The sequence below is a fragment of the Mycobacterium sp. NPDC003323 genome (genome assembly GCF_053589535.1).
Genome location: NZ_JBSFSB010000002.1, coordinates 88,786 through 107,648, shown reverse-complemented (window position 1 = coordinate 107,648; position 18,863 = coordinate 88,786). Strand labels below are relative to the sequence as shown.

Annotated in this window: 20 protein-coding genes; 7 read left to right on the top strand and 13 right to left on the bottom strand. The window is 68.9% G+C overall.

Annotation, left to right across the window (positions count from 1 at the left end; all coding sequences use genetic code 11):
• The first annotated feature begins 21 nt into the window (after positions 1-21).
• The 3 genes from ACWDUN_RS07245 to ACWDUN_RS07235 are packed head-to-tail and all read left to right on the top strand — an operon-like array spanning position 22 to position 3,606.
• On the top strand, positions 22-2,262 hold the full coding sequence (locus tag ACWDUN_RS07245; protein ID WP_449926610.1) for an MMPL family transporter: 2,241 nt from the start codon (positions 22-24) through the stop codon (positions 2,260-2,262).
• 1 nt (position 2,263) lies between these two features.
• Positions 2,264-2,944 (top strand): TetR/AcrR family transcriptional regulator, encoded by a 681-nt coding sequence (locus tag ACWDUN_RS07240; protein WP_449926607.1) that lies wholly within the window; start codon positions 2,264-2,266, stop codon positions 2,942-2,944.
• Entirely contained in the window at positions 2,941-3,606 is a 666-nt protein-coding gene (locus ACWDUN_RS07235; RefSeq protein WP_449926604.1) for a methyltransferase domain-containing protein, read from the top strand. Before ACWDUN_RS07240 ends, ACWDUN_RS07235 begins: the two co-directional genes overlap by 4 nt.
• On the opposite strand, the gene ACWDUN_RS07230 is transcribed toward ACWDUN_RS07235, so the two are convergent.
• The gene (locus ACWDUN_RS07230; RefSeq protein ID WP_449926601.1) at positions 3,603-4,316 is read right to left on the bottom strand and encodes an NAD-dependent deacylase; all 714 of its coding nucleotides are present in this window, start codon (positions 4,314-4,316) and stop codon (positions 3,603-3,605) included. The genes ACWDUN_RS07235 and ACWDUN_RS07230 overlap by 4 nt on opposite strands.
• 36 nt (positions 4,317-4,352) lie before the next feature.
• Between ACWDUN_RS07230 and ACWDUN_RS07225 the strand changes: the two genes are divergently transcribed.
• Positions 4,353-4,718 carry a GntR family transcriptional regulator gene (locus ACWDUN_RS07225; RefSeq protein ID WP_449926598.1) on the top strand — a complete coding sequence of 122 codons (366 nt, stop codon included), beginning with the start codon at positions 4,353-4,355 and terminating at the stop codon, positions 4,716-4,718.
• On the opposite strand, the gene ACWDUN_RS07220 is transcribed toward ACWDUN_RS07225, so the two are convergent.
• Positions 4,715-5,908: a PucR family transcriptional regulator gene (locus tag ACWDUN_RS07220; protein WP_449926595.1), complete on the bottom strand. Its 1,194-nt coding sequence runs from the start codon at positions 5,906-5,908 to the stop codon at positions 4,715-4,717. The two genes, ACWDUN_RS07225 and ACWDUN_RS07220, sit on opposite strands and share 4 nt — an antisense overlap.
• Before the next feature lie 100 nt (positions 5,909-6,008).
• Between ACWDUN_RS07220 and ACWDUN_RS07215 the strand changes: the two genes are divergently transcribed.
• Positions 6,009-7,520 carry a flavin-containing monooxygenase gene (locus ACWDUN_RS07215; protein WP_449926592.1) on the top strand — a complete coding sequence of 504 codons (1,512 nt, stop codon included), beginning with the start codon at positions 6,009-6,011 and terminating at the stop codon, positions 7,518-7,520.
• Here ACWDUN_RS07215 and ACWDUN_RS07210 read toward each other — a convergent pair.
• Together ACWDUN_RS07210 and ACWDUN_RS07205 are read right to left on the bottom strand one after the other, a co-directional pair.
• Positions 7,438-8,271, bottom strand: coding sequence for a class I SAM-dependent methyltransferase (locus tag ACWDUN_RS07210; RefSeq protein WP_449926589.1), 834 nt, complete (start codon positions 8,269-8,271; stop codon positions 7,438-7,440). The two genes, ACWDUN_RS07215 and ACWDUN_RS07210, sit on opposite strands and share 83 nt — an antisense overlap.
• A complete protein-coding gene (locus ACWDUN_RS07205; protein WP_449926587.1) occupies positions 8,268-9,113 on the bottom strand; it encodes a class I SAM-dependent methyltransferase in 846 nt (281 codons plus the stop codon). The genes ACWDUN_RS07210 and ACWDUN_RS07205 overlap by 4 nt, the downstream gene beginning before the upstream one ends.
• A gap of 31 nt (positions 9,114-9,144) precedes the next feature.
• Here ACWDUN_RS07205 and ACWDUN_RS07200 point away from each other — a divergent pair, with 31 nt between their 5' ends.
• Together ACWDUN_RS07200 and ACWDUN_RS07195 are read left to right on the top strand one after the other, a co-directional pair.
• Positions 9,145-9,588, top strand: coding sequence for a PPOX class F420-dependent oxidoreductase (locus tag ACWDUN_RS07200; protein WP_449926585.1), 444 nt, complete (start codon positions 9,145-9,147; stop codon positions 9,586-9,588).
• A gap of 18 nt (positions 9,589-9,606) precedes the next feature.
• A complete protein-coding gene (locus ACWDUN_RS07195) occupies positions 9,607-9,780 on the top strand; it encodes a DUF5302 domain-containing protein (RefSeq protein WP_449926582.1) in 174 nt (57 codons plus the stop codon).
• Here the strand turns inward: ACWDUN_RS07195 and ACWDUN_RS07190 are convergent.
• The 9 genes from ACWDUN_RS07190 to ACWDUN_RS07150 form a co-directional block, all read right to left on the bottom strand.
• On the bottom strand, positions 9,777-11,036 hold the full coding sequence (locus ACWDUN_RS07190; protein WP_449926579.1) for an acyltransferase family protein: 1,260 nt from the start codon (positions 11,034-11,036) through the stop codon (positions 9,777-9,779). The genes ACWDUN_RS07195 and ACWDUN_RS07190 overlap by 4 nt on opposite strands.
• A 47-nt stretch (positions 11,037-11,083) precedes the next feature.
• Positions 11,084-12,202, bottom strand: a complete 1,119-nt coding sequence (locus ACWDUN_RS07185; protein ID WP_449927769.1) for an MFS transporter — start codon at positions 12,200-12,202, stop codon at positions 11,084-11,086.
• A gap of 99 nt (positions 12,203-12,301) precedes the next feature.
• Positions 12,302-13,882 carry a solute symporter family protein gene (locus ACWDUN_RS07180; protein WP_449927767.1) on the bottom strand — a complete coding sequence of 527 codons (1,581 nt, stop codon included), beginning with the start codon at positions 13,880-13,882 and terminating at the stop codon, positions 12,302-12,304.
• Between the two features lie 44 nt (positions 13,883-13,926).
• Positions 13,927-14,217, bottom strand: a complete 291-nt coding sequence (locus ACWDUN_RS07175) for a DUF485 domain-containing protein (protein WP_449927765.1) — start codon at positions 14,215-14,217, stop codon at positions 13,927-13,929.
• Between the two features lie 201 nt (positions 14,218-14,418).
• Positions 14,419-16,149, bottom strand: a complete 1,731-nt coding sequence (locus tag ACWDUN_RS07170) for a sodium/solute symporter (RefSeq protein ID WP_449926576.1) — start codon at positions 16,147-16,149, stop codon at positions 14,419-14,421.
• Positions 16,146-16,517, bottom strand: coding sequence for a hypothetical protein (locus ACWDUN_RS07165; RefSeq protein WP_449926574.1), 372 nt, complete (start codon positions 16,515-16,517; stop codon positions 16,146-16,148). The genes ACWDUN_RS07170 and ACWDUN_RS07165 overlap by 4 nt, the downstream gene beginning before the upstream one ends.
• Positions 16,510-17,295, bottom strand: a complete 786-nt coding sequence (locus ACWDUN_RS07160) for a LytR/AlgR family response regulator transcription factor (protein ID WP_449926571.1) — start codon at positions 17,293-17,295, stop codon at positions 16,510-16,512. Before ACWDUN_RS07160 ends, ACWDUN_RS07165 begins: the two co-directional genes overlap by 8 nt.
• On the bottom strand, positions 17,292-18,491 hold the full coding sequence (locus tag ACWDUN_RS07155) for a sensor histidine kinase (RefSeq protein WP_449926568.1): 1,200 nt from the start codon (positions 18,489-18,491) through the stop codon (positions 17,292-17,294). The genes ACWDUN_RS07160 and ACWDUN_RS07155 overlap by 4 nt, the downstream gene beginning before the upstream one ends.
• Before the next feature lie 27 nt (positions 18,492-18,518).
• Positions 18,519-18,815, bottom strand: coding sequence for a DUF732 domain-containing protein (locus tag ACWDUN_RS07150; protein ID WP_449926566.1), 297 nt, complete (start codon positions 18,813-18,815; stop codon positions 18,519-18,521).
• Positions 18,816-18,863 lie beyond the last annotated feature (48 nt).

Genomic DNA, 18,863 nt, shown 5'->3' with positions numbered 1-18,863 from the left:
AGCAGAAGGGAAGGACGTCTCGTGTTGAACCGCATCGCCCGCATCTCCATGACGGCGTCGCGTCGGGTGCTGGCCCTTGCCGCCCTGGTGCTGGCGGCCGCCGCCATCTTCGGCGTACCGGTCGCCAAGACGCTGTCCGCGGGTGGCTTTCAGGACCCGACGTCCGAGTCGTCGGCGGCCACGGCGCTGCTCACCGAGAAGTTCGACCAGGGCGATATGCAGTTGCTGTTCACCGTGAGCTCACCCGCCGGTGCCATGGATCCGGCCGCAACCGCGGCCGCGCGCCAGATCGTCGACCGGTTGGAACAGTCCCCACATGTGGCCCAGGTCAACTCGGCGTGGACCGCGCCGCCGGGTGCGGCCGCCGAACTGCTCAGCCGCGACGGCACTGCAGGTTTGATCGCCGCCGGCATCACCGGCGGCGAGAACGACGCGCAGAAGTACGCCGAGGCGCTGTCCGACGAACTGGCACACGACCGCCCGGGCGTGACCGTGCGCTCCGGCGGCACCGCCATGGTCTACGCCCAGATCAACGCGCAGACCGAACGCGACCTACTGCGCATGGAGGCGATCGCCATCCCGCTCAGCTTCCTGGTACTGGTCTGGGTGTTCGGAGGGCTGGTGGCCGCCGCCCTGCCGATGGCGGTCGGCGTCTTCGCGATCGTCGGGTCGATGTCGGTGCTGCGGCTGATCACCTTCACCACCGACGTCTCGATCTTCGCGCTGAACCTGTCCATCGCGATGGGGCTGGCACTGGCCATCGACTACACCTTGCTGATCATCAGCCGCTACCGCGACGAGCTGGCCGACGGCGCCACCCGAGACCGGGCGCTCTCCCGCACCATGGCCACCGCGGGTCGCACCGTGATCTTCTCGGCGACGACGGTCGCGCTGTCGATGGCCGCGATGCTGCTGTTCCCGATGTACTTCCTGAAATCCTTCGCCTACGCCGGCGTGGCCACCGTCGCCTTCGCCGCCGTCGCCGCCATCGTCGTGACCCCGGCCGCCATCTGGCTGCTCGGCGACCGCCTCGACGCGTTGAACGTCTTCCGACGCGACCGGACGCCCAAACCCGTCGAGCACCAGTTCTGGTACCGCTGGACACACGGCGTGATGCGCCGCGCCATCCCGCTCGGTCTGACCGTGGTGCTCCTGCTGCTGGTCCTCGGCGCACCGTTCCTCGGCGTGAAATGGGGCTTCCCCGATGATCGGGTGTTACCGGCCTCGGCCTCGGCGCATCAGGTCGGCGATCAGCTGCGCGACGACTTCGCCGACAACTCCGCCACCGCGGTCACCGCCGTCATTCCCGACGCCGACGGGCTCACCCCCGCCCAGGTCGAGCGCTATGCCGCCGAACTGTCCCGCGTTCCCGACGTCGCTGCCGTCTCAAGCCCGACGGGGGCCTTCGTCGACGGCCGCAAGACCGGACCGCCGATCGCAGCCACCGGCATCGCCGAGGGCAGCGCGTTTCTCACCGTTGCGAGCACCGCGCCGTTGTTCTCCGACGCGTCCGAACGTCAGCTCGACGCGCTGCATGCGGTCACCGGTCCGGATGGGCGATCGGTGCAACTGGCCGGTATCGCGCAAGTCAACCGGGACAGCGTCACCGCCATCACCGAGCGGCTGCCCTGGGTGCTCGGACTGATCGCGGTGATCACCTTCGGGTTACTGTTCCTGATGACCGGCAGCGTCGTGTTGCCGCTCAAAGCCATTGTGCTGAACATCCTTTCGCTCACCGCCGCATTCGGCGCGCTGGTGTGGATCTTCCAGGACGGACACCTCGGTGCGCTCGGGACCACCCCGACCGGCACGCTGGTGGCCAACATGCCGGTGCTGTTGTTCTGCATCGCCTTCGGTCTGTCCATGGACTACGAGGTGTTCCTGCTGGCCCGCATCCGGGAGAACTGGCTGGCGCTGCGCGACGGCGGGTCGGTGCACGCCGACAACGACGAGGCCGTCGCCCTCGGGCTGGCCCGAACCGGCCGCGTCATCACCGCGGCCGCCTTGGTCATGTCCATCTCCTTCGCGGCGCTGATCGCCGCCGAGGTGTCCTTCATGCGGATGTTCGGCGTCGGGCTGACGCTGGCCGTGCTGGTCGACGCGACCCTGGTGCGGATGGTGCTGGTACCGGCGTTCATGCACGTGCTCGGCGGCTGGAACTGGTGGGCGCCGAGACCACTGGTGGCCTTGCATGAGCGCATCGGTATCAGCGAGTCCGAACCTGTGCGAAGGGTTCCGGCGTCGGTGGCGGACACTGGTTAGCGTGTCCGCCCCACAATTGAGACGACGCCGCGCCGCGCGCGGATCCGGTGACCAGTTGCGTGACGAGATCCTCGACGCCGCCACCGATCTGCTGCTGGAGACCGGGCACGCCAAGGCGGTGTCCATCCGCGCGGTGGCGCAGCGGGTCGGGGTCACCTCCCCGTCGATCTATCTGCACTTCGCCGACAAGAATGCGCTGCTGGACGCCGTCTGCGCACGGTACTTCGAGAAACTCGACGAGGAGATGCAGCGCGTCGCGGCCGATCACACCTCGACCATCGAGGTGTTGCGCGCACAGGGACTGGCTTACGTGCGCTTCGCGCGGCAGACCCCGGAGCTGTACCGCATCGCGACGATGGGGGAGGGCCGCCCCGGCAGTGATGTCGATGTGACGTTGGCCAGTTCGGCGTTCGTGCACATGCGTGCCTCGGTCGAGGCGTTGATGGCCGAAGGCATTTATCCGCAGGGGGATTCGACCACCGCCGCACTGGAGCTATGGACGGCGGTGCACGGGGTCGCCGCCCTGCTGATCGCCAAGCCCTATCTGCCGTGGGGAGACGTCGAAGAGTTCGCCGACCGGGTGCTCAGCGCGGTCTGTTGCGGGCGCATCGTCTATGGCATCGTGGGATCGGACGCCACTCCGGAAGAGACGATCGCGAAACTGGAGAAGCTGAGATCATGACCGATATCGTCGACAACCCGTTCTTCGCCCGGCTCTGGACGCTGATGTCGGGTCATGAACCCGAATCGCTGCGCCGGTTGCGCACCGAGAACCTCGCCGGGCTCAGCGGTCGGGTGCTGGAGGTCGGCGCAGGCACCGGCACCAACTTCGCGCACTATCCCGCCGGCGTCACCGAGGTCATCGCCCTGGAACCCGAGCGCCGGCTGGCCGAGGTGGCCCGCAAGGCCGCCGCGGCGGCGCCGGTGCCGGTGACCGTCAGCACCGCCACCATCGAGGAGTTCGCCGCCGGTGCCGGCACTGAATCCCCAGTCGCTGCGCTCCTGCCCGCCGAGTTCGACGCGGTGGTGTGCTCGCTGGTGCTCTGCTCGGTCGACGAGCCGGACAGCGTTGTGCGCCAGTTGTTCTCGGTGCTGCGTCCCGGGGGTGAGCTGCGCTACCTGGAACACGTGGCGGGCACCGGTGGCCGCGCCGTGTTGCAGCGGGTGGCCGACGCCACCGTCTGGCCGCGACTGCTCGGCAACTGCCACACCCACCGCAACACCGAGGCGACCATCGCCGGTGCCGGGTTCACGGTGGCCGGTTCGCGCCGCGAGTGGGCGGTCCCGGCGTGGGCGCCGGTGCCGGTCTCGGAGTTCGCGATCGGGCGGGCGGTGCGCAGCTAGCCGATGAGCTCGGGCAGGCGTTGCAGCAGCTGCGGCAGCGCGGTGGCCGAGGTCTCGCGCACCACGGCGGTGCACGCCGCCGACAGCGGTGTCGGGGCGGGGTTGACCTCGATGACCGGGATCCCGTTGGCGATCGCGGCCTCGGGCAGGCCGGCGGCCGGATAGACCACCGCCGACGTGCCCACCACGATCACCACGTCGGCCTTGGCGACCGCCTCCACCGAGGCGTCCCAGGCGTCATCGGGCAGGCCCTCGCCGAACCACACCACGTTGGGCCGGATCAGTCCACCGCACGCGCACCGCGGCGGTTCGACGACCTCCACCGGCTCCGGCATGGCCGGTAGTTCACCGGTGAACGGTGATCCGCAACGATCGCAACGGAATTCGAACAGGCTGCCGTGCACGTGGTGCACCCGGGTGCTGCCCGCGCGTTCGTGCAGGTTGTCGACGTTCTGGGTGACCACATGCACCTCGGCGTAGTCCTCCCAGGCGGCCACCGCGAGATGTCCGGGGTTCGGGTCGACGGCGCTCATCATGTAGTGCCGCCACAGATACCAGGCCCACACCCGCTCGGGGTGGCGCTGCCAGCCGTCGCTGCTGGAGATCTCATACGGGTCCACATGCGCCCACAACCCCGTCTCGACGTCGCGAAACGTCGGCACCCCGCTCTCAGCGGACATGCCCGCCCCACTCAGCAACGTCACTCGCACCTCACCAAAGTAGCGCGTGTGCGCGATACTGGGCCGGTGGGAGGTCTGGGGGACTGGGTACGGCTGGACGCCGACGCGGCGGCGCCGCTGTTCGACCAGCTCCGCACCCAAATCATCGACGCGGTGCGCGACGGCACGCTGGAGCCGGGCACCCGGTTGCCCACCGTCCGGGACCTGGCCGGGCAACTCGGGCTGGCGGTCAACACGGTGGCGCGGGCCTACCGCGAGCTGGAGGCCGCCGGCGTCCTCGAAACCCGAGGGCGTTTCGGCACATTCGTGGCAAGGGTCGACCCGGCCGACAACGCGATGGCCGCCGCCGCGCACGCCTTCGCCGAGGTCGCCAAGGGGTTGGGGCTGGGCAAGGATGAGGCCGTGCGTTATCTGGACGGCGCGTTCGACTAGCCGGTCCAGCGCAGCACATCCAGCGCCACGGCCACCTCGACGGTGTTGTCGGCCAGTGGGGCGGGCAGCATCTGCTCGGCGCGGGCGAGCCTGCGCAGCAACGTGTTGCGGTGGGTGAACAACCGCGCGGCCGCCCGGGCGGCATTGCACTGCGTCGCGACGAAAACCCGCACGGTGTCCTGTAATTCGGCCGATGCGCCGGCGAAGTCGCCCAGCACCCGGTCGACGAACACGGCCGCGCGGTCGGGATCGGCGGTGATCAGCGCGACGAGTTCCACATCGGTGAAGCGGGCGATCTGCTGGCGGGAATGCAAGCGGGTGACCATCTGCTGAGTGGTGATCGCCTCGAAGTGGCTGCGCCGAAATCCGTCCACCCCGCGACCGGTGGTGCCCACAGCCACCCGCACTTCGCCGATCGCCTCGGCGAGTGCGGTGGTGTCCACCGGTCCGGGCGCCCACACCCACCGGGTGGCGCTGCTGGCCAGCACGCTCAACGGGCGCCCCCCGGCGACGCGCCCGACCGCCTCGGCCGCGTGATCGAGCTGGGCCAGGTCGGCGTCGGGCCCGCCGGTCCACAACACGGCCGCGGTGTGGTTCCCGGTCAGCGCATAGCCGAGCCGGCTCTCGGCGCGGGCCTGCGGGATGGGGGCGCCCTCCAGCAGCAATGCGACGGTCTCGCGTCGTTCGGCGTGGGTGCCGTGAGTGAGCTCGTCACGCTCCATCTCGATCAGTCCGGCGATGCCCGCCAGCGTGGCGTCGACGAACGCGCTGATCGAGCGTGAGCAGGTCTGCAGCAGTTCGTGCAGTTCGGCGGGGTCGGAGGTGAGTTCGAAGGCGATGTCCATCAGCCGGCGCCAGGCCACACCCTCGCCGACCCGATAGGCCTCCAGCGGTGAACCGCTGACACCGCGCCGCACCAGTTCGCGGGCGATGCTCAACGGCTCGGGACCGGTGTTGGGTGGGACCGGCGCCCCGGGATCGCGGACGTTGGCGGTGGCCCAGAAGAACAGATTGGCCCGGTTGCTGCGGCTCACCGCCGCGGCCAATTCCGGATCGGCGGCGATGGCGGGGCTGGCCTCCAGCACGGCCGCATCGAGTTCGTCGAGCCATTCCGGGCGGGCGTTGACGACGATCTGCGCGCATTGCCGGATGAGGTCACGAACCCGCGGCGACGGCAGCGTCGTGGTCATGTTCGCAGCGTAGGGTGCCGGTGCAGATAGCACCAGTATTCGGCGAATGTGGGTCGATCTGCCCTATCGCGGTGGTGCTTCGGCTCGTCACCATCGGAGCATGGATTCAGTTGACGTTCTCATCGTCGGCGCGGGCATCTCCGGCATCGGCGCCGCCTACTACCTGCAGCGTGAGCATCCCGGCCGCGAGTACGCCATCCTGGAGGCCCGCGAGGCCACCGGCGGCACCTGGGACCTGTTCCGATATCCAGGCATCCGCTCCGACTCCGACCTGCACACCTTCGGCTACGAGTTCAAGCCCTGGCGCGACGAGCGTGCCATCGCCACCGCCGACAAGATTCTGGCCTACCTTCGTGAGACCGTCGACGAGAACGGTATCGGGCAGCGAATCCGCTTCCGGCACAAGGTGCTCGGCGCCGCGTGGGACAGCGCCCGAGCCCGCTGGACCGTCGATGTGGAGCATGACGGCGAGCTGATCCAGCTTTGTGCGAACTGGTTGTTCTGCGCCGGCGGGTACTACCGCTACGACCAGGGTTTCACCCCCGAGTTCGCGGGCAGTGAGCGCTTCGGCGGCCAACTCGTGCATCCCCAGCACTGGCCCGAGGACCTGGATTACACCGGCAAGGACGTCGTCGTCATCGGCAGCGGGGCGACCGCGGTGACGCTGGTGCCCTCGATGGCCCCGACCGCCGGGCACGTCACGATGCTGCAGCGCTCACCGACCTACGTCATGCCGGTGCCCTCGCGTGACGGGTTCGCCAACGCCGCCCGCAGACTGCTCGGCGATGACCGTGGCTATGCCCTGGCACGCGCCAAGAACATCCTCAAGCAGCGCGCCGTGTACACCTTCTGCCAGAAATACCCGACCGCGGCCCGCCGGTTGATCCGCCGGATCAACGCCGGCAAGCTGCCCGCGGGCTATCCGGTCGACGAGCATTTCAACCCCGACTACGACCCGTGGGACCAGCGGTTGTGCGCGGTGCCCGACGGTGACCTGTTCGATGCCATCGGCGCCGGCAGCGCCTCGGTGGTGACCGACCGGATCGACACCTTCACCGAGACCGGGATCCGGCTGGCGTCGGGCCGCGAACTGAACGCCGACATCATCGTGACCGCCACCGGATTGAACATACAGCTGTTCGGCGGGATGACGCTCACCGTCGACGGCGAACCGGTCGACCTGTCCCAGACTGTGGCCTACAAGGGCATCATGCTCAGCGGGATACCGAACTTTGCCTTTGCGTTCGGCTACACCAATTCGTCGTGGACGCTCAAGGTCGGCCTGCTGTGCGAACACTTCTGCCGGTTGCTGACCCATATGGACACCTACGGATACGACCAGGTGCGTCCGGTCGAGGATGCGCAGATGCCGACGCGGCCGTTACTCGACTTCGCGGCGGGCTACGTCCAGCGTGTCATCGACGAATTGCCCCGCCAGGGGACAGCCGGACCGTGGACGATGACGATGAACTACCGCACCGATGTCGAGGTGCTGCGCAACGGCCCGGTCACCGACCCGTCCCTGCGGTTCAGCCGAATTCCAGCCGGGTCAGCACCGGGCGCACCGGATCCAGCAGCGGCAACCGGTGCGCAGCCCACAGCAGTGTATTGAGCACCGTGCCGCGACCGGTGGGCATCGGGATGTCGTGCACGGCCCGCACCCCGGCCACCGTGTTCACCAGATCGGCGGCGCCCGCGACCGAGAGGCTGAACGGCATCGGCGGCACCTTGTAGCGCAGTGACGGCCGCAGCAGACCCTTGCGCGCCCACCACGCAAACCAATGGGGCGGCAGGTCGAACATCATCTGCCCACCGGGGAAGCGCTCGGCACACGCGGCGATCAGACCCAGCGCCTCGGCGGGCTGCAGATACATCAGCAGACCCTCGGCGGTGATGAACACCCCGTCGGTGGCGTCGACGGCATCCATCCAGCTGTAGTCCAGTGCCGACTGGGCGCTGACCGTCACCCGGTCCGACGGTGGCAACAATTTTTCTCGCAGCGCCACGATGGGCGGCAGATCGACGGTGTGCCAACGGAACTCGTGGCCGACATCGCCGGCGTCGAGACGGTGGAAGCTGGTCTGCAGGCCCTCTGCCAGCGCGATGACGGTGGCCGCGGGATGGTCGCGCAGGTACTTCGAGGTCTCCCGGTCGAAGGCGCGCGCCCGCAGCGCCATGTCTTGGCGGCCGACGAAACCGAACTTGGCGAAATCGAAGTCGATCGCCTCGACCAGTGCGACGGCCTGCGGGTCGTCGATGATGCGATCGGCGCGGGCGGCCTCGGTGGCGCGCACCTTCAATGTCAGCAGGGCGGTCTCGGACACCCCGGTCAGGGTGCTGGCATCGGCTCTCGGGGAGGTCACTGCACCGAGGGTACCGACGGGTGCGCGAACTCAAGCAGCGTCATGCTCGGTCTGCTGCGCCGGATCGGACCGATACCGTCGAGCACCGGTCGGGTGGCCAGCCGCCACAGCCCGCGACCGGGCGGGTAGTGCACATCGCGGGCGGTGCGCACGCCGTCGATGGTGCCCGCCAGGGCCAGTGCCTCGTCGGTGTCGAGCGCGAACGGCATGGCCGGGGTGAGGTAGCGGTCCGACAACCGCAGCCCCGTCAAGGTCTTGCGACTGAACCAATGTGGGATGGAGTCGAACATGAACTGCCCACCGGGGAAGCGGGCGGCGCAATCGGCGATCAGGCCCAGCGAATCCTCCGGCTCCAGGTACATCAGCAGGCCCTCGGCGGTGATGAAGACACCGTCGGACGGATCGATGCGGTTCATCCAGCTGCGATCCAACGCCGACTGGGCCAGTTCGACGATCCGGTCGTCGCGCGGCAGCAACTTTCGTCGCAGTTCCATCACCGGTTCCAGATCGATGGAATACCAGGTCAATTCGTCGGCCACTCCGGCGCGGGCCAACCGCCAGAAACTCGTCTGCAAACCCTCGGCCAGGGCCACGACGGACGCCCTGGGATGTGCGCGCAGGTACTCGGTGGCCGCGGCGTCGAAGGCGCGGGCGCGCAGGGCGTGTGACTGATTGGGTTTGCCGAACTTGCGGTAGTCGTAGTCGATCGCGTCGAACAGGCTGACCGCCCAGGGATCGCGGATCACCCCGTCGGACCGCTTGGCCTCGGTGCCTCGGTTGTGCAGGGTCCACAACGTCGTCGCGGACACTCCTTCCAAACTGGTTCCGTCGATCCCACTCATGTCTCCGATCGTAGAGTCGTAGGCTCGTGTGATGGGCCGCCTGGTTTTCGACGACAAGCTGCTGGCACTGATCAGTGGGAACTCCCTCGGTGTGCTGGCCACCATCAAACGGGACGGCCGGCCGCAGCTGTCCAACGTCTCGTACTGGTTCGACGCTCGCAACACTGCCATCTGCGTGTCGATCACCGAACCGCGCGCCAAGACCCGCAACTTGCGTCGTGACCCACGCGCCTCGGTGCACGTGTCCTCCGACGACGGCTGGTCCTATGCGGTCGCCGAGGGTGACGCGGTGCTGACCCCACCCGCGGCGAACCCGCACGATGACACCGTCGAGGGTCTGATTGCGTTGTACCGCAACATCGCCGGTGAGCACCCGGACTGGGACGACTACCGCCGCGCCATGGTCGACGACCGCCGGGTGCTGCTCACCCTGCCGATCACCCATCTGTACGGGATGCCGCCCGGATTGCGCTGACGGGGCTAGGCTGACGCCATGGCCGATCAGACTCCCGAAGACGACACCAAGCGCAAGTTCCGGGAGGCGCTGGAGCGCAAGAAGGCCCAGGCCGGCGGCGGGACATCGCATGCCGACGGCGGCCGCAAGCAGGCCCGTGGGGCGCACGGTCCGGTGGAGAACCGTCGCGAATTCCGGCGCAAGAGCGGCTAAGCCAGCGCGCGGGCGCCGACCAGCGCGGCGAGCATGACGGCCACGCAGTACAGGCCAAGGTCCTTCAGGCCCCATACGCAGGAGGCCAGTGTCGCCGCGCCGGCGATGCACAGCAGCACACCGACGGCCACACTGCGCCGGTGCTCGACGACGCCGCCGTCCCAGAGGGGGAGCGGGTCGTTCTCCACCGGGCGCAGCAACACGAACAGTGCGGCCACCAGGATCGCCATGATGACCAGTTGCGCGATGCTGAGCGCGAGGAAATGCGGTTGGCCCGGGTAGCGGGGCCGACCCAGCATGTCGAACGCCAGGTGCATGCCCAGCAACGCCGGGATGTGCCACAGATACAGCGTCATCGCACCGCTGTTACCGACGACGGTCAGCCACCAGACCCGGGGACGTCGGGCCCACCGGCTGATCGCCGGTGCCGCGGCGATCGCGAACGCGCACATCATGATTGCGTGCCCGGCCAGCAACAGCGATGGCGGCATCATGTTCGTCAGCTGCTGGCCCTCGATACCGACCAGGCTCAGCTCATACGGTCCGAACCGCACCAGCGCGAGGTTCACCGCCAGCATCACCGCACCCGCCATCGTCGCCTGCGCCACGGTCAGCAACCGGTGGCGGTAGGCCACCCCGAACAGCCCGGGAATGAGCCATACCATCAGGTTCAGGTAGCCCAGCGGCGCCCAGCCGGGATCGCCGAGCCGGATGAAGTCCACCAGGACGACCAGACCGTACAACCCGGCCACCGCCGCGGCCAGACGACCCGGCGTGCGGACGCGGTCGAGCAGCGGCACCGCGGCCAGCACCAGCACATAGGCACCCAGGAACCACAGCAGTTGGATGGAGATCCCGGCGATGGGCTCGTAGACGTGGATGGGCAGCACCCGGTGTCCCACCATCAGCGCGACGGCCCAGAACGCCAGGTAGTAGAAGACCGGCCGATACAACCGGGTGCACCGCCGCAGCAGCCAGGCGCCCCAGTCACCGCGGTGGGCGCCGGCGGCCACACCGGCGAAGAAGAACAGCGGCATGATCTGGAACACCCACGTCAAGGCCTGGAACAGCACCGAGGTCGTCAGCAGGTTCTCCCAGACGAAGACATCGTCACGGATGATGCTGGTGGCCATGACGGTGTGCCCCGTGACCACGCCGAGCAGTGCGGTGATGCGGATGACGTCGATGGCGCGATCACGGTCGGCGGGGGTGCCCGCGTGCACCTGAGCCACGGTGGGAAACGCTGCGGTCGGCATCACCCGAATCTAGGCCGGGTCGCGGTGTCGGACCTGAGTAGAACCACTCAACTGTCGGCGCGCCGCTTCTGCACGACGATCGACACCAGGCAGAACAGCGCCAGTACGGCAATCGCGGCGGCGAAAGCCTCACCGGCGGTGCGCAGCCCCCAGGCCTGCGCGGCCACGCCGACGCCGACCACGGGCAGCGCGATCGCCACGTAGGCCACCACGAAGTAGGTCGAGCTGACCTCGCCGCGGCGTCGGTCGGGGACCTGCTCGACGACCGCGGCCAGGCCGCGGCTGAAACTGATGCCCTGTCCGACACCGGCCACGACCGCCGCGGCGATGATGCCCGGCAGCGACGAAACCGACAGTGCCACAGCCAGGATGATCATGCCGATGACCAGGATGGCGCAGCCCAGTGCCACCGCCCGGGTGGGCGGGATGCGGCGCCCGAGAAGTTGTGCCACTGCCGAGGACAGGAAGATCGAACCCGACACCGCCCCGCCCACGGCGTGGTTGTCCACGCCGATCACCTCGGCGAGAAACGCCGGCGCGACCGCGGCGAACAGTCCGGTGACCGCGAACCCGGCGAAGGCGGCCGTCGCGGCGGTGACGAACACGGCGCGGACCTCGGCCGGTATCGCCAACCGCTGCAACGTGATGCGGCCGGCCCCGCCGGAAGTCTCCGGGGCGAGCAGCACCGCGGGGACGGCCAGCAGCAGCAGTGCGATGTGCACGATGAACGACAGCAGCAACGGCTGCGGCGCATATTGCACGAGCAGGCCGGCCAGCACCGGCCCGCTGCCCAGGCCTCCGATGTTGACCATGGTGGCGACGGTGGCCGCCTGGTCGCGTCGCTCGGCGGGCACCGATTCCACGACCGCGGCCGTCGCCGTGCCGGTGAACAGTCCCGCCGACAAGCCGGAGAGCAGCCGGCCCACGAGCAGCATGGCGATGTTGTCGGCGAACAGGAATACCACCGAACTGGCCATCGCGAAAGCGATCCCGGCCAGCAGCACCGGTCGCCTGCCCAACACATCGGACCAACTCCCAGCGACCAGGAGCGCGGCGAGCACCCCGAGGGCATAGACCGCGAACACCACCGTGGTGGTGAACACGGCGAAGTGCATCTGTTCGCCGTAGAGCGCGTACATCGGGGTGGGCACGGTCGTGCCGAGCATCGTGACGGCGAAGGTATAGGCCAGGGCGGCGAACGCGAACCGGCGGCGGGTGTTCACGAGTGTGAACAACGCCGCCGCCGGTCCGGTAGTTCCGGGTCGCTAGTGCGCGACCGCCTTCTCGGCGCCCACCCCGGTCAGGGAGCGGACCTCCATCTCGGCGTTGATCGCGGGATCACCGGTGTCCTTGGAGGTCAGCGTGCCGACGATGCCCAGCAGGAACGCCAGCGGGATCGACACGATGCCCGGGTTGGCCAGCGGGAACCAGGAGAAGTCCACGCCCGGGATCATCGCGGTCTTGGTGCCCGACACCGCGGGGGAGAAGATGATCAGCACCAGTGTGGAGATCAGGCCGCCGTACATGCTCCACAGCGCGCCGCGGGTGTTGAACCGCTTCCAGTACAGCGAGTAGACGATGGTCGGCAGGTTGGCCGCCGCGGCGATGGCGAAGGCCAGTGCCACCAGGAAGGCCACGTTCTGTCCGTTGGCCAGGATGCCCAGCCCGATGGCCAGGATGCCCAGCACCACCGCGGTGATGCGGGAGACCTTCACCTGCTCGTCCTCGGTCACCTTGTGCGACTTCAACACCGAGGCGTAGATGTCGTGGGCGAACGACGCCGACGCGGTGATAGTCAGCCCGGCCACCACGGCCAGGATGGTGGCGAAGGCGACCGCGGAGATGATGCCCAGCAGGACCACACCGCCCAGTTCCAGGGCCAGCAGCGGGGCCGCGGAGTTGACGCCGCCGGCGGCGCCGAGGATGCGGTCCGGTCCGACCAGTGCGGCGGCGCCGTAGCCCAGCACCAGGGTGAACAGGTAGAAGGCGCCGATCAGCGCGATGGCCCAGACGACGGACCGGCGCGCCTCCTTGGCCGTCGGCACGGTGTAGAACCGCATCAGCACGTGCGGCAGACCCGCGGTGCCCAGCACCAGGGCCAGCGCCAGCGAGATGAAGTTGATCTGGCTGGTCAGCGATCCGCCGTACTGTGCGCCCGGGGCGAGCACGTCACGGCCGGCCACCGCCTCGCTGGCCGAACCGGTGATCGCTGTCTGCGCCGAGGTCAGGATCTCGGAGAAGTTGAGCCCGAACTTGGTCAACACCATCACGGTCATGATCCCGGCGCCGGCGATCAGCAGGACGGCCTTGATGATCTGCACCCAGGTGGTGCCCTTCATGCCACCGACCAGGACGTAGACGATCATCAGGATGCCGACGACGGCGATCACCAGCGCCTGCCCGCTCTTGCTGTTGACGTTCATCAGCAGCGCCACCAGACCACCGGCACCGGCCATCTGCGCCAGCAGATAGAACAGCGACACCGTCAGTGTCGACGTGGCGGCGGCGACCCGGACCGGGCGCTGCTTGAGCCGGAAGCTCAACACGTCGGCCATGGTGAACTTTCCGGTGTTGCGCAGCAGTTCGGCGACCAGCAGCAGGGCCACTAGCCAGGCCACCAGGAAGCCGATCGAGTAGAGGAAGCCGTCGTAGCCGTAGACGGCGATGGCCCCGGCGATGCCGAGGAAGCTTGCCGCCGAAAGATAATCGCCGGCGATGGCGACGCCGTTCTGGGGTCCGGAGAATCCGCGGCCGCCGGTGAAGAACTCCGCCGCGGTCGCGTTCTTGTTGCTGGCCCGGATCACCACGACCATGGTGACGACGACAAAGAGGCCGAAGATGGCCATGTTGGCGATCGGATTGCCGACCGCCTCGGTCGCTGCGAGGTAGGTCACTGGATCGGTCCTTCCAGCTCCTCGCGGATGGCGGCGGCGCGGGGGTCCAGCTCGCGGTTGGCGAAGCGGACGTAGAGGCCGGTGATGACGAACGTCGTCACGAACTGGCCCAGGCCGATGATCAGCCCGACGTTGACGTCACCGAACACCTTGGTGGCCATGAAGTCGTGGGCGAACGCGCCCAGCAGTACGTACAGGCCGTACCAGACGAGGAAGAACGCCGTCATCGGGAAGACGAACCGCCGCAACCTGCTGCGCAGCTCCTGGAATTCCGGACTCGCCTGCATGGCGATGAACTCTTGACCGGTGGGGGCCGGCCTGCTTTCGGTGGTGGGCACCGCGATGCTCCTGACTGTTCGACTGTGTTCCGCAACTGGGAGAAAGCGTATTGAGACTCAGGTCACAACCGAAGTGTTCCCCCAGGTGAACATGCCGAAACGGGTGTCAGGTGCGGTGAACGGTCAGTCGTCGGCGATGAGCGGTGCGGCTCAGCCGCGCGGGAGACGTTCGATGCCCATGCCGAGTCGTTCGGGCACGTGCATCCGGGCGAAGATCTGCGCGACGCCCGGAGTGGGGCGGGTGAAGCGGCTGACCACGATCATCGTCGCGAAGGCGATCGGCACGCTGAGCGCCGCCGGATAGCCCACCATCACGGCGGGCCAGCCGCCCAGCACGCTTTCGTCGACACCGCCGGCGATGGCCACCAGCACCGCGCCGCCGCACACCAGTCCGCCCACCACCAGTCCACAGGCGGCGCCGGCCGCGGTCAGTCCGCGCCACCAGATACCCAGCACCAGTAGCGGACACAGCGTGGAGGCGGCGACGGCGAAGGCCAGGCCCACGGTGCGGGACAGTTCCAGATCGGACACCATGAGCGACAACGGAATCGGGATCACCCCGCCGATCACCGCCGCCACCCGGAAGTCGCGGACCCGGCCGCGCAGTACATCGGTGGCCAGCGCGCCGGCGATGCTGACCAGCAGCCCCGATGATGTCGCCAGGAAGGCGGCGATGGCACCGGCGGCGACGAGGGCCGCCAGCAGTTGGCCGAGGGCGCCGCCGATCGCGGCGCCGGGCGCCAACAGCACTGCGGCATCGGCGGTTCCGGTGATCAGCAGTTGCGGCACGTAGAGCCGGGAGAAGACCCCGAGCAGCACCGGGAACAGGTAGAACAGCGACAGCAGCGCGATCACCGCCAACGCGGTACGCCGTGCGGCCCGACCGTCGGGGTTGGTGTAGAACCGGACCAGCACATGCGGCAGACCCATGGTGCCCAGGAATGTGGCGATGATGATGGACAGCACCTGATACAGCGGATGCCCGCCGCCCAACCCGGTGCCCGAGGTGATCCACTCGCTATTGGTGCTCGGCGTGCCCGCCACCACCGGTGTGGCCGCGCCGGCGGCCAGCGTCAGGCTGGTGCCCGCGCCGAGGGTGTGTTCACCCGGTGCGCCGAAGCCGCTGGCGCGCACCGCGGTTCCGTCGAGCACGCCGGTCACGGTGATACCGGCCGGGTCGACGACCTGCACCACCACATCGGTCTCTATCTGTACGGTGGTGCGCTGTTCCACGCTCGGCGGCATGGGGCCGCCCAGTTCGCCGCGGTCGCTGAGGAACAGGCCCAGCAGGGCGAGCGCGGGGATGGCGACGGCGGTCAGTTTGAGCCAGTACTGGAAGGCCTGCACGAACGTGATCGAGCGCATCCCGCCGCCGACGACGTTGGTGATGACGATGATCCCGACGAGCACCGGGCCGGTCCAGACCGGCATCCCGAGAAGGGTTTTCAATGCCAACCCCGCACCCTGGTACTGCGGGGCCAGGTAGAACAGGCACACCATGACCACCACCAGCATGGCGACCTTGCGCAGTCGCGGCGAGCCGAGCCGGAACTCGGCGAAGTCGGGCACGGTGTAGGCACCGGAGCGGCGCAGCGGTGCCGCGACGAACAGCAGCAGGCCCAGATAACCGGCGGTGAAGCCGACCGGGTACCACAACGCGTCGGCACCGTACTTGGCGATCAGTCCGGCGACACCGAGAAACGATGCCGCCGAGAGGTATTCACCGGAGATGGCGGCGGCGTTCCAGCGCGGACCGACACTGCGCGAGGCGACCAGGAAATCCGAGGTGGTCCGCGACAGCCGCACCCCCCAGCTGCCGATCACCACGGTGGCGATCGCGGCGGCCAACAGGGCGGCCGCGGTCAGCGGTGAACCGGTCACGGTTCGCTGTCGACGACGCGGACGAAATCGCGCTCACCCTGCTCGGCGAGGTGCACATACAGCCGGCCCACGCCGTAGAGCAGGGGATAGGCCAATACCGCCAGCAGCAGCCAGTTCAGCCGCATGCCGAGCACCGTCAGGTCGGGCACCGTCGAGGTGAGCACCAGGATGCCGGCGACCGCGCACACCACCACCAGCGTCAGCCGCAGCGCCAGCCCCAGTTGGGCGCGCACCAGACCGCGCACCAGGGCGTCGCCGACCTGGGTCTGCTCCTGCACCTCGACGCGTGTGCGCACCATCCGGGCGCCGCGACGGTGGGCCAGCACCACGCGTTGGCGGGCCGCGGTGGGCCCCGGTCGCTCATTCATCGGCGCCCGCCGGTTTCAGGTGGCGCATCGGGTCGCGGACCAGGCGGTCGCGCAGTTCGCGGGCCTGGCGGCGGCTGACCGGCAATTCGACGGCGGGGGAGGAGCCGTTGGCGCGCAACCGCACGAGGAGGCCACCGTCGCCGGTGCGCAGGCCGGTGACCAGCCGCAGCGACACCAGGTAAGACCGGTGGATGCGCTGGAAGCCGTGATCGCGCCAACGCGTTTCCAAAGTGCTCAACGGGATCCGCACCAGATGGGCGCCGGTGGCCGAGTGCAGCCGGGCGTAGTCGCCCTCGGCCTCGACCCAGCCGATGCTGTCGCGGGGCACCAGGTGGGTGATGCCGCCGAGTTCGGCGGGGATGACATCGGAGTCGACGGTGTCCGGTGCCTCCGGCGGAGCTTCGGTGGCGCGCGCGGTCACCACGCGGCGCACCGCCTCGTCGAGCCGGTTCTGCCGGATCGGTTTGAGCAGATAGTCGACGGCGCCGACGTCGAACGCCGCGACGGCCTTGTCGTCGTGCGCCGTCACGAACACCACCGCCGGCCGGTTGGCGAAATTGGTCAGCACACCGGCCAGTTCGATCCCCGAAAGTCCCGGCATGTTGATGTCGAGGAAGACCGCATCGATGCTGTGCTGGTTGAGTTCTCGCAGCGCGGAGGTGGCATCACCGGCGGTGTGCACTTGCCCGATGCAGGGGTGCTCGCCCAGCAGGTAGGCCAGTTCGTCGAGAGCAGGCGCCTCATCGTCGACGGCGAGCACGGTCAAGATCGCACTCACGCCAACGCCCCTCCACCGGCCCGCACCCCGGACCGGAATTTCGGTACCCGCATGATGACCTTGGTTCCCGCTCCGATTGCCGTCTCGACCACCAGACCGTAGTCGTTGCCGAAGGCCGCGCGCAGCCGATGATCGACATTGGTCAGCCCGACGTGTGCGGAGTGGTCGGTCGCGTCGGCCAGCGCGTCGCCGTGCCCGGCCCGCAGCGCCTCGGGATCCATTCCAGCGCCGTCGTCCTCGACGGTGATGACGCAATCCGAGCCGGCGTCGTTGGCGATGATCTCCACCGAGCCGCCGCCCCGGCCGGCCAGTCCGTGCCGGACCGCGTTCTCCACCAGAGGTTGCAGCGCCAGGAACGGCACCACCACGTTGAGCACCTCGGGGGCGACCTGCAGGCGCACCGTCAACGCGGTGCCGAACCGGGCCCGCTCCAGCGTCAGGTAGCGATCGATGTTGCGCAGTTCCTCGGCCAGCGTGGTGTACTGCCCGGCCGCGCGGAAGGAGTACCGAGTGAAATCGGCGAACTCCAGGATCAGCTCACGCGCCCGGGTGGGGTCGGTCCGCACGAACGAGGCGATGGTGTTGAGCGCGTTGTAGATGAAGTGCGGACTGATCTGGGCGCGCAGGGCCAGCACCTCGGCCTTGTCCAGACGGGCTCGGGAGGCGTCGAGCTCGGCCAGCTCGATCTGGCTGGCCGCGTAGCGGGCGACCTCGCCGATGGCGCCGAGCATGCCCGGACCCGGCGTGCCCGCCGCGACCACCACCAGGACGCCGAGCACGTCACCGGCCTCGGCCAGCAGCGGCTGCGCGACGACGGTATTGGGGCCGACACTGTTCAGCACCCGGCGCTCGCCGGCGATGGACGCCGCGGCCGCGCTCGCCGCGGTCTGACTGACCTCGCGGCGCCAGATGAACTTGTCATCGGGGTCCCCGGCGAGCAGTTGCCCGTCACCGTCGAACAGCGCGACGCCGTCGGTTCCGGTGAGATCGCGCAAGAATGGGGCGGCGGTGGCCGCGGATCCGGTGTCCAGTCCCTGGCGCAGGGCGCGTGCCGCCAGTGACGCGGTGTGCAGGGCCGCGTGGACGGCGCGTTCGGTGGGGGTGGCCACGACGCGGCGGGTGCGCACCACGAGGACGGCCGCGACCGCTGCCAGCAGCAGCGCCGCGGCCAGCATCACCGCGAACTGGCCCGACATCGTGGCGCCAACCCTATGCCGGTGCGGCTACTGAACCGGGCAGGCGTACTTCCTGGCCACGTCGAACACCCGCTCCTGCGCTCCGGGGCCGACGGCGCCCTGCGCGGCCAGCTCCAGACCGATATAGCCCGGCAGGCCACCCACACACGCCTGGTGCATGGCGCGCCAGGCGGTGTCCGGGTGCAGGTTGTAGCCGTTGCGTTGCAGGCCGGCCAGGTACTCGTCGAACGCCGGCGTGCCCTGGTCGGGGATCGCGTGCGCGGCGCCGGCCAGCGCGATCGAGGCGGCGACGGCCGCCACGAGTGGGGTGATGACGCGTCTCATGGCCTTCTCCTCTCCCAGGTCAGGGCATTACATTCGCACACTGCACCG

Bases quoted from the DNA above. Each gene is read 5' to 3' on its own strand.
- ACWDUN_RS07175 (WP_449927765.1), bottom strand. From the start codon at position 14,217: ATGCAGGCGAGTCCGGAATTCCAGGAGCTGCGCAGCAGGTTGCGGCGG.
- ACWDUN_RS07215 (WP_449926592.1), top strand. From the start codon at position 6,009: ATGGATTCAGTTGACGTTCTCATCGTCGGCGCGGGCATCTCCGGCATC.
- ACWDUN_RS07165 (WP_449926574.1), bottom strand. From the start codon at position 16,517: ATGAATGAGCGACCGGGGCCCACCGCGGCCCGCCAACGCGTGGTGCTG.
- ACWDUN_RS07150 (WP_449926566.1), bottom strand. From the start codon at position 18,815: ATGAGACGCGTCATCACCCCACTCGTGGCGGCCGTCGCCGCCTCGATC.
- ACWDUN_RS07195 (WP_449926582.1), top strand. From the start codon at position 9,607: ATGGCCGATCAGACTCCCGAAGACGACACCAAGCGCAAGTTCCGGGAG.
- ACWDUN_RS07190 (WP_449926579.1), bottom strand. From the start codon at position 11,036: ATGCCGACCGCAGCGTTTCCCACCGTGGCTCAGGTGCACGCGGGCACC.
- ACWDUN_RS07155 (WP_449926568.1), bottom strand. From the start codon at position 18,491: ATGTCGGGCCAGTTCGCGGTGATGCTGGCCGCGGCGCTGCTGCTGGCA.
- ACWDUN_RS07205 (WP_449926587.1), bottom strand. From the start codon at position 9,113: ATGAGTGGGATCGACGGAACCAGTTTGGAAGGAGTGTCCGCGACGACG.
- ACWDUN_RS07220 (WP_449926595.1), bottom strand. From the start codon at position 5,908: ATGACCACGACGCTGCCGTCGCCGCGGGTTCGTGACCTCATCCGGCAA.
- ACWDUN_RS07185 (WP_449927769.1), bottom strand. From the start codon at position 12,202: ATGCTCGGCACGACCGTGCCCACCCCGATGTACGCGCTCTACGGCGAA.
- ACWDUN_RS07200 (WP_449926585.1), top strand. From the start codon at position 9,145: ATGGGCCGCCTGGTTTTCGACGACAAGCTGCTGGCACTGATCAGTGGG.
- ACWDUN_RS07235 (WP_449926604.1), top strand. From the start codon at position 2,941: ATGACCGATATCGTCGACAACCCGTTCTTCGCCCGGCTCTGGACGCTG.
- ACWDUN_RS07180 (WP_449927767.1), bottom strand. From the start codon at position 13,882: ATGGCCATCTTCGGCCTCTTTGTCGTCGTCACCATGGTCGTGGTGATC.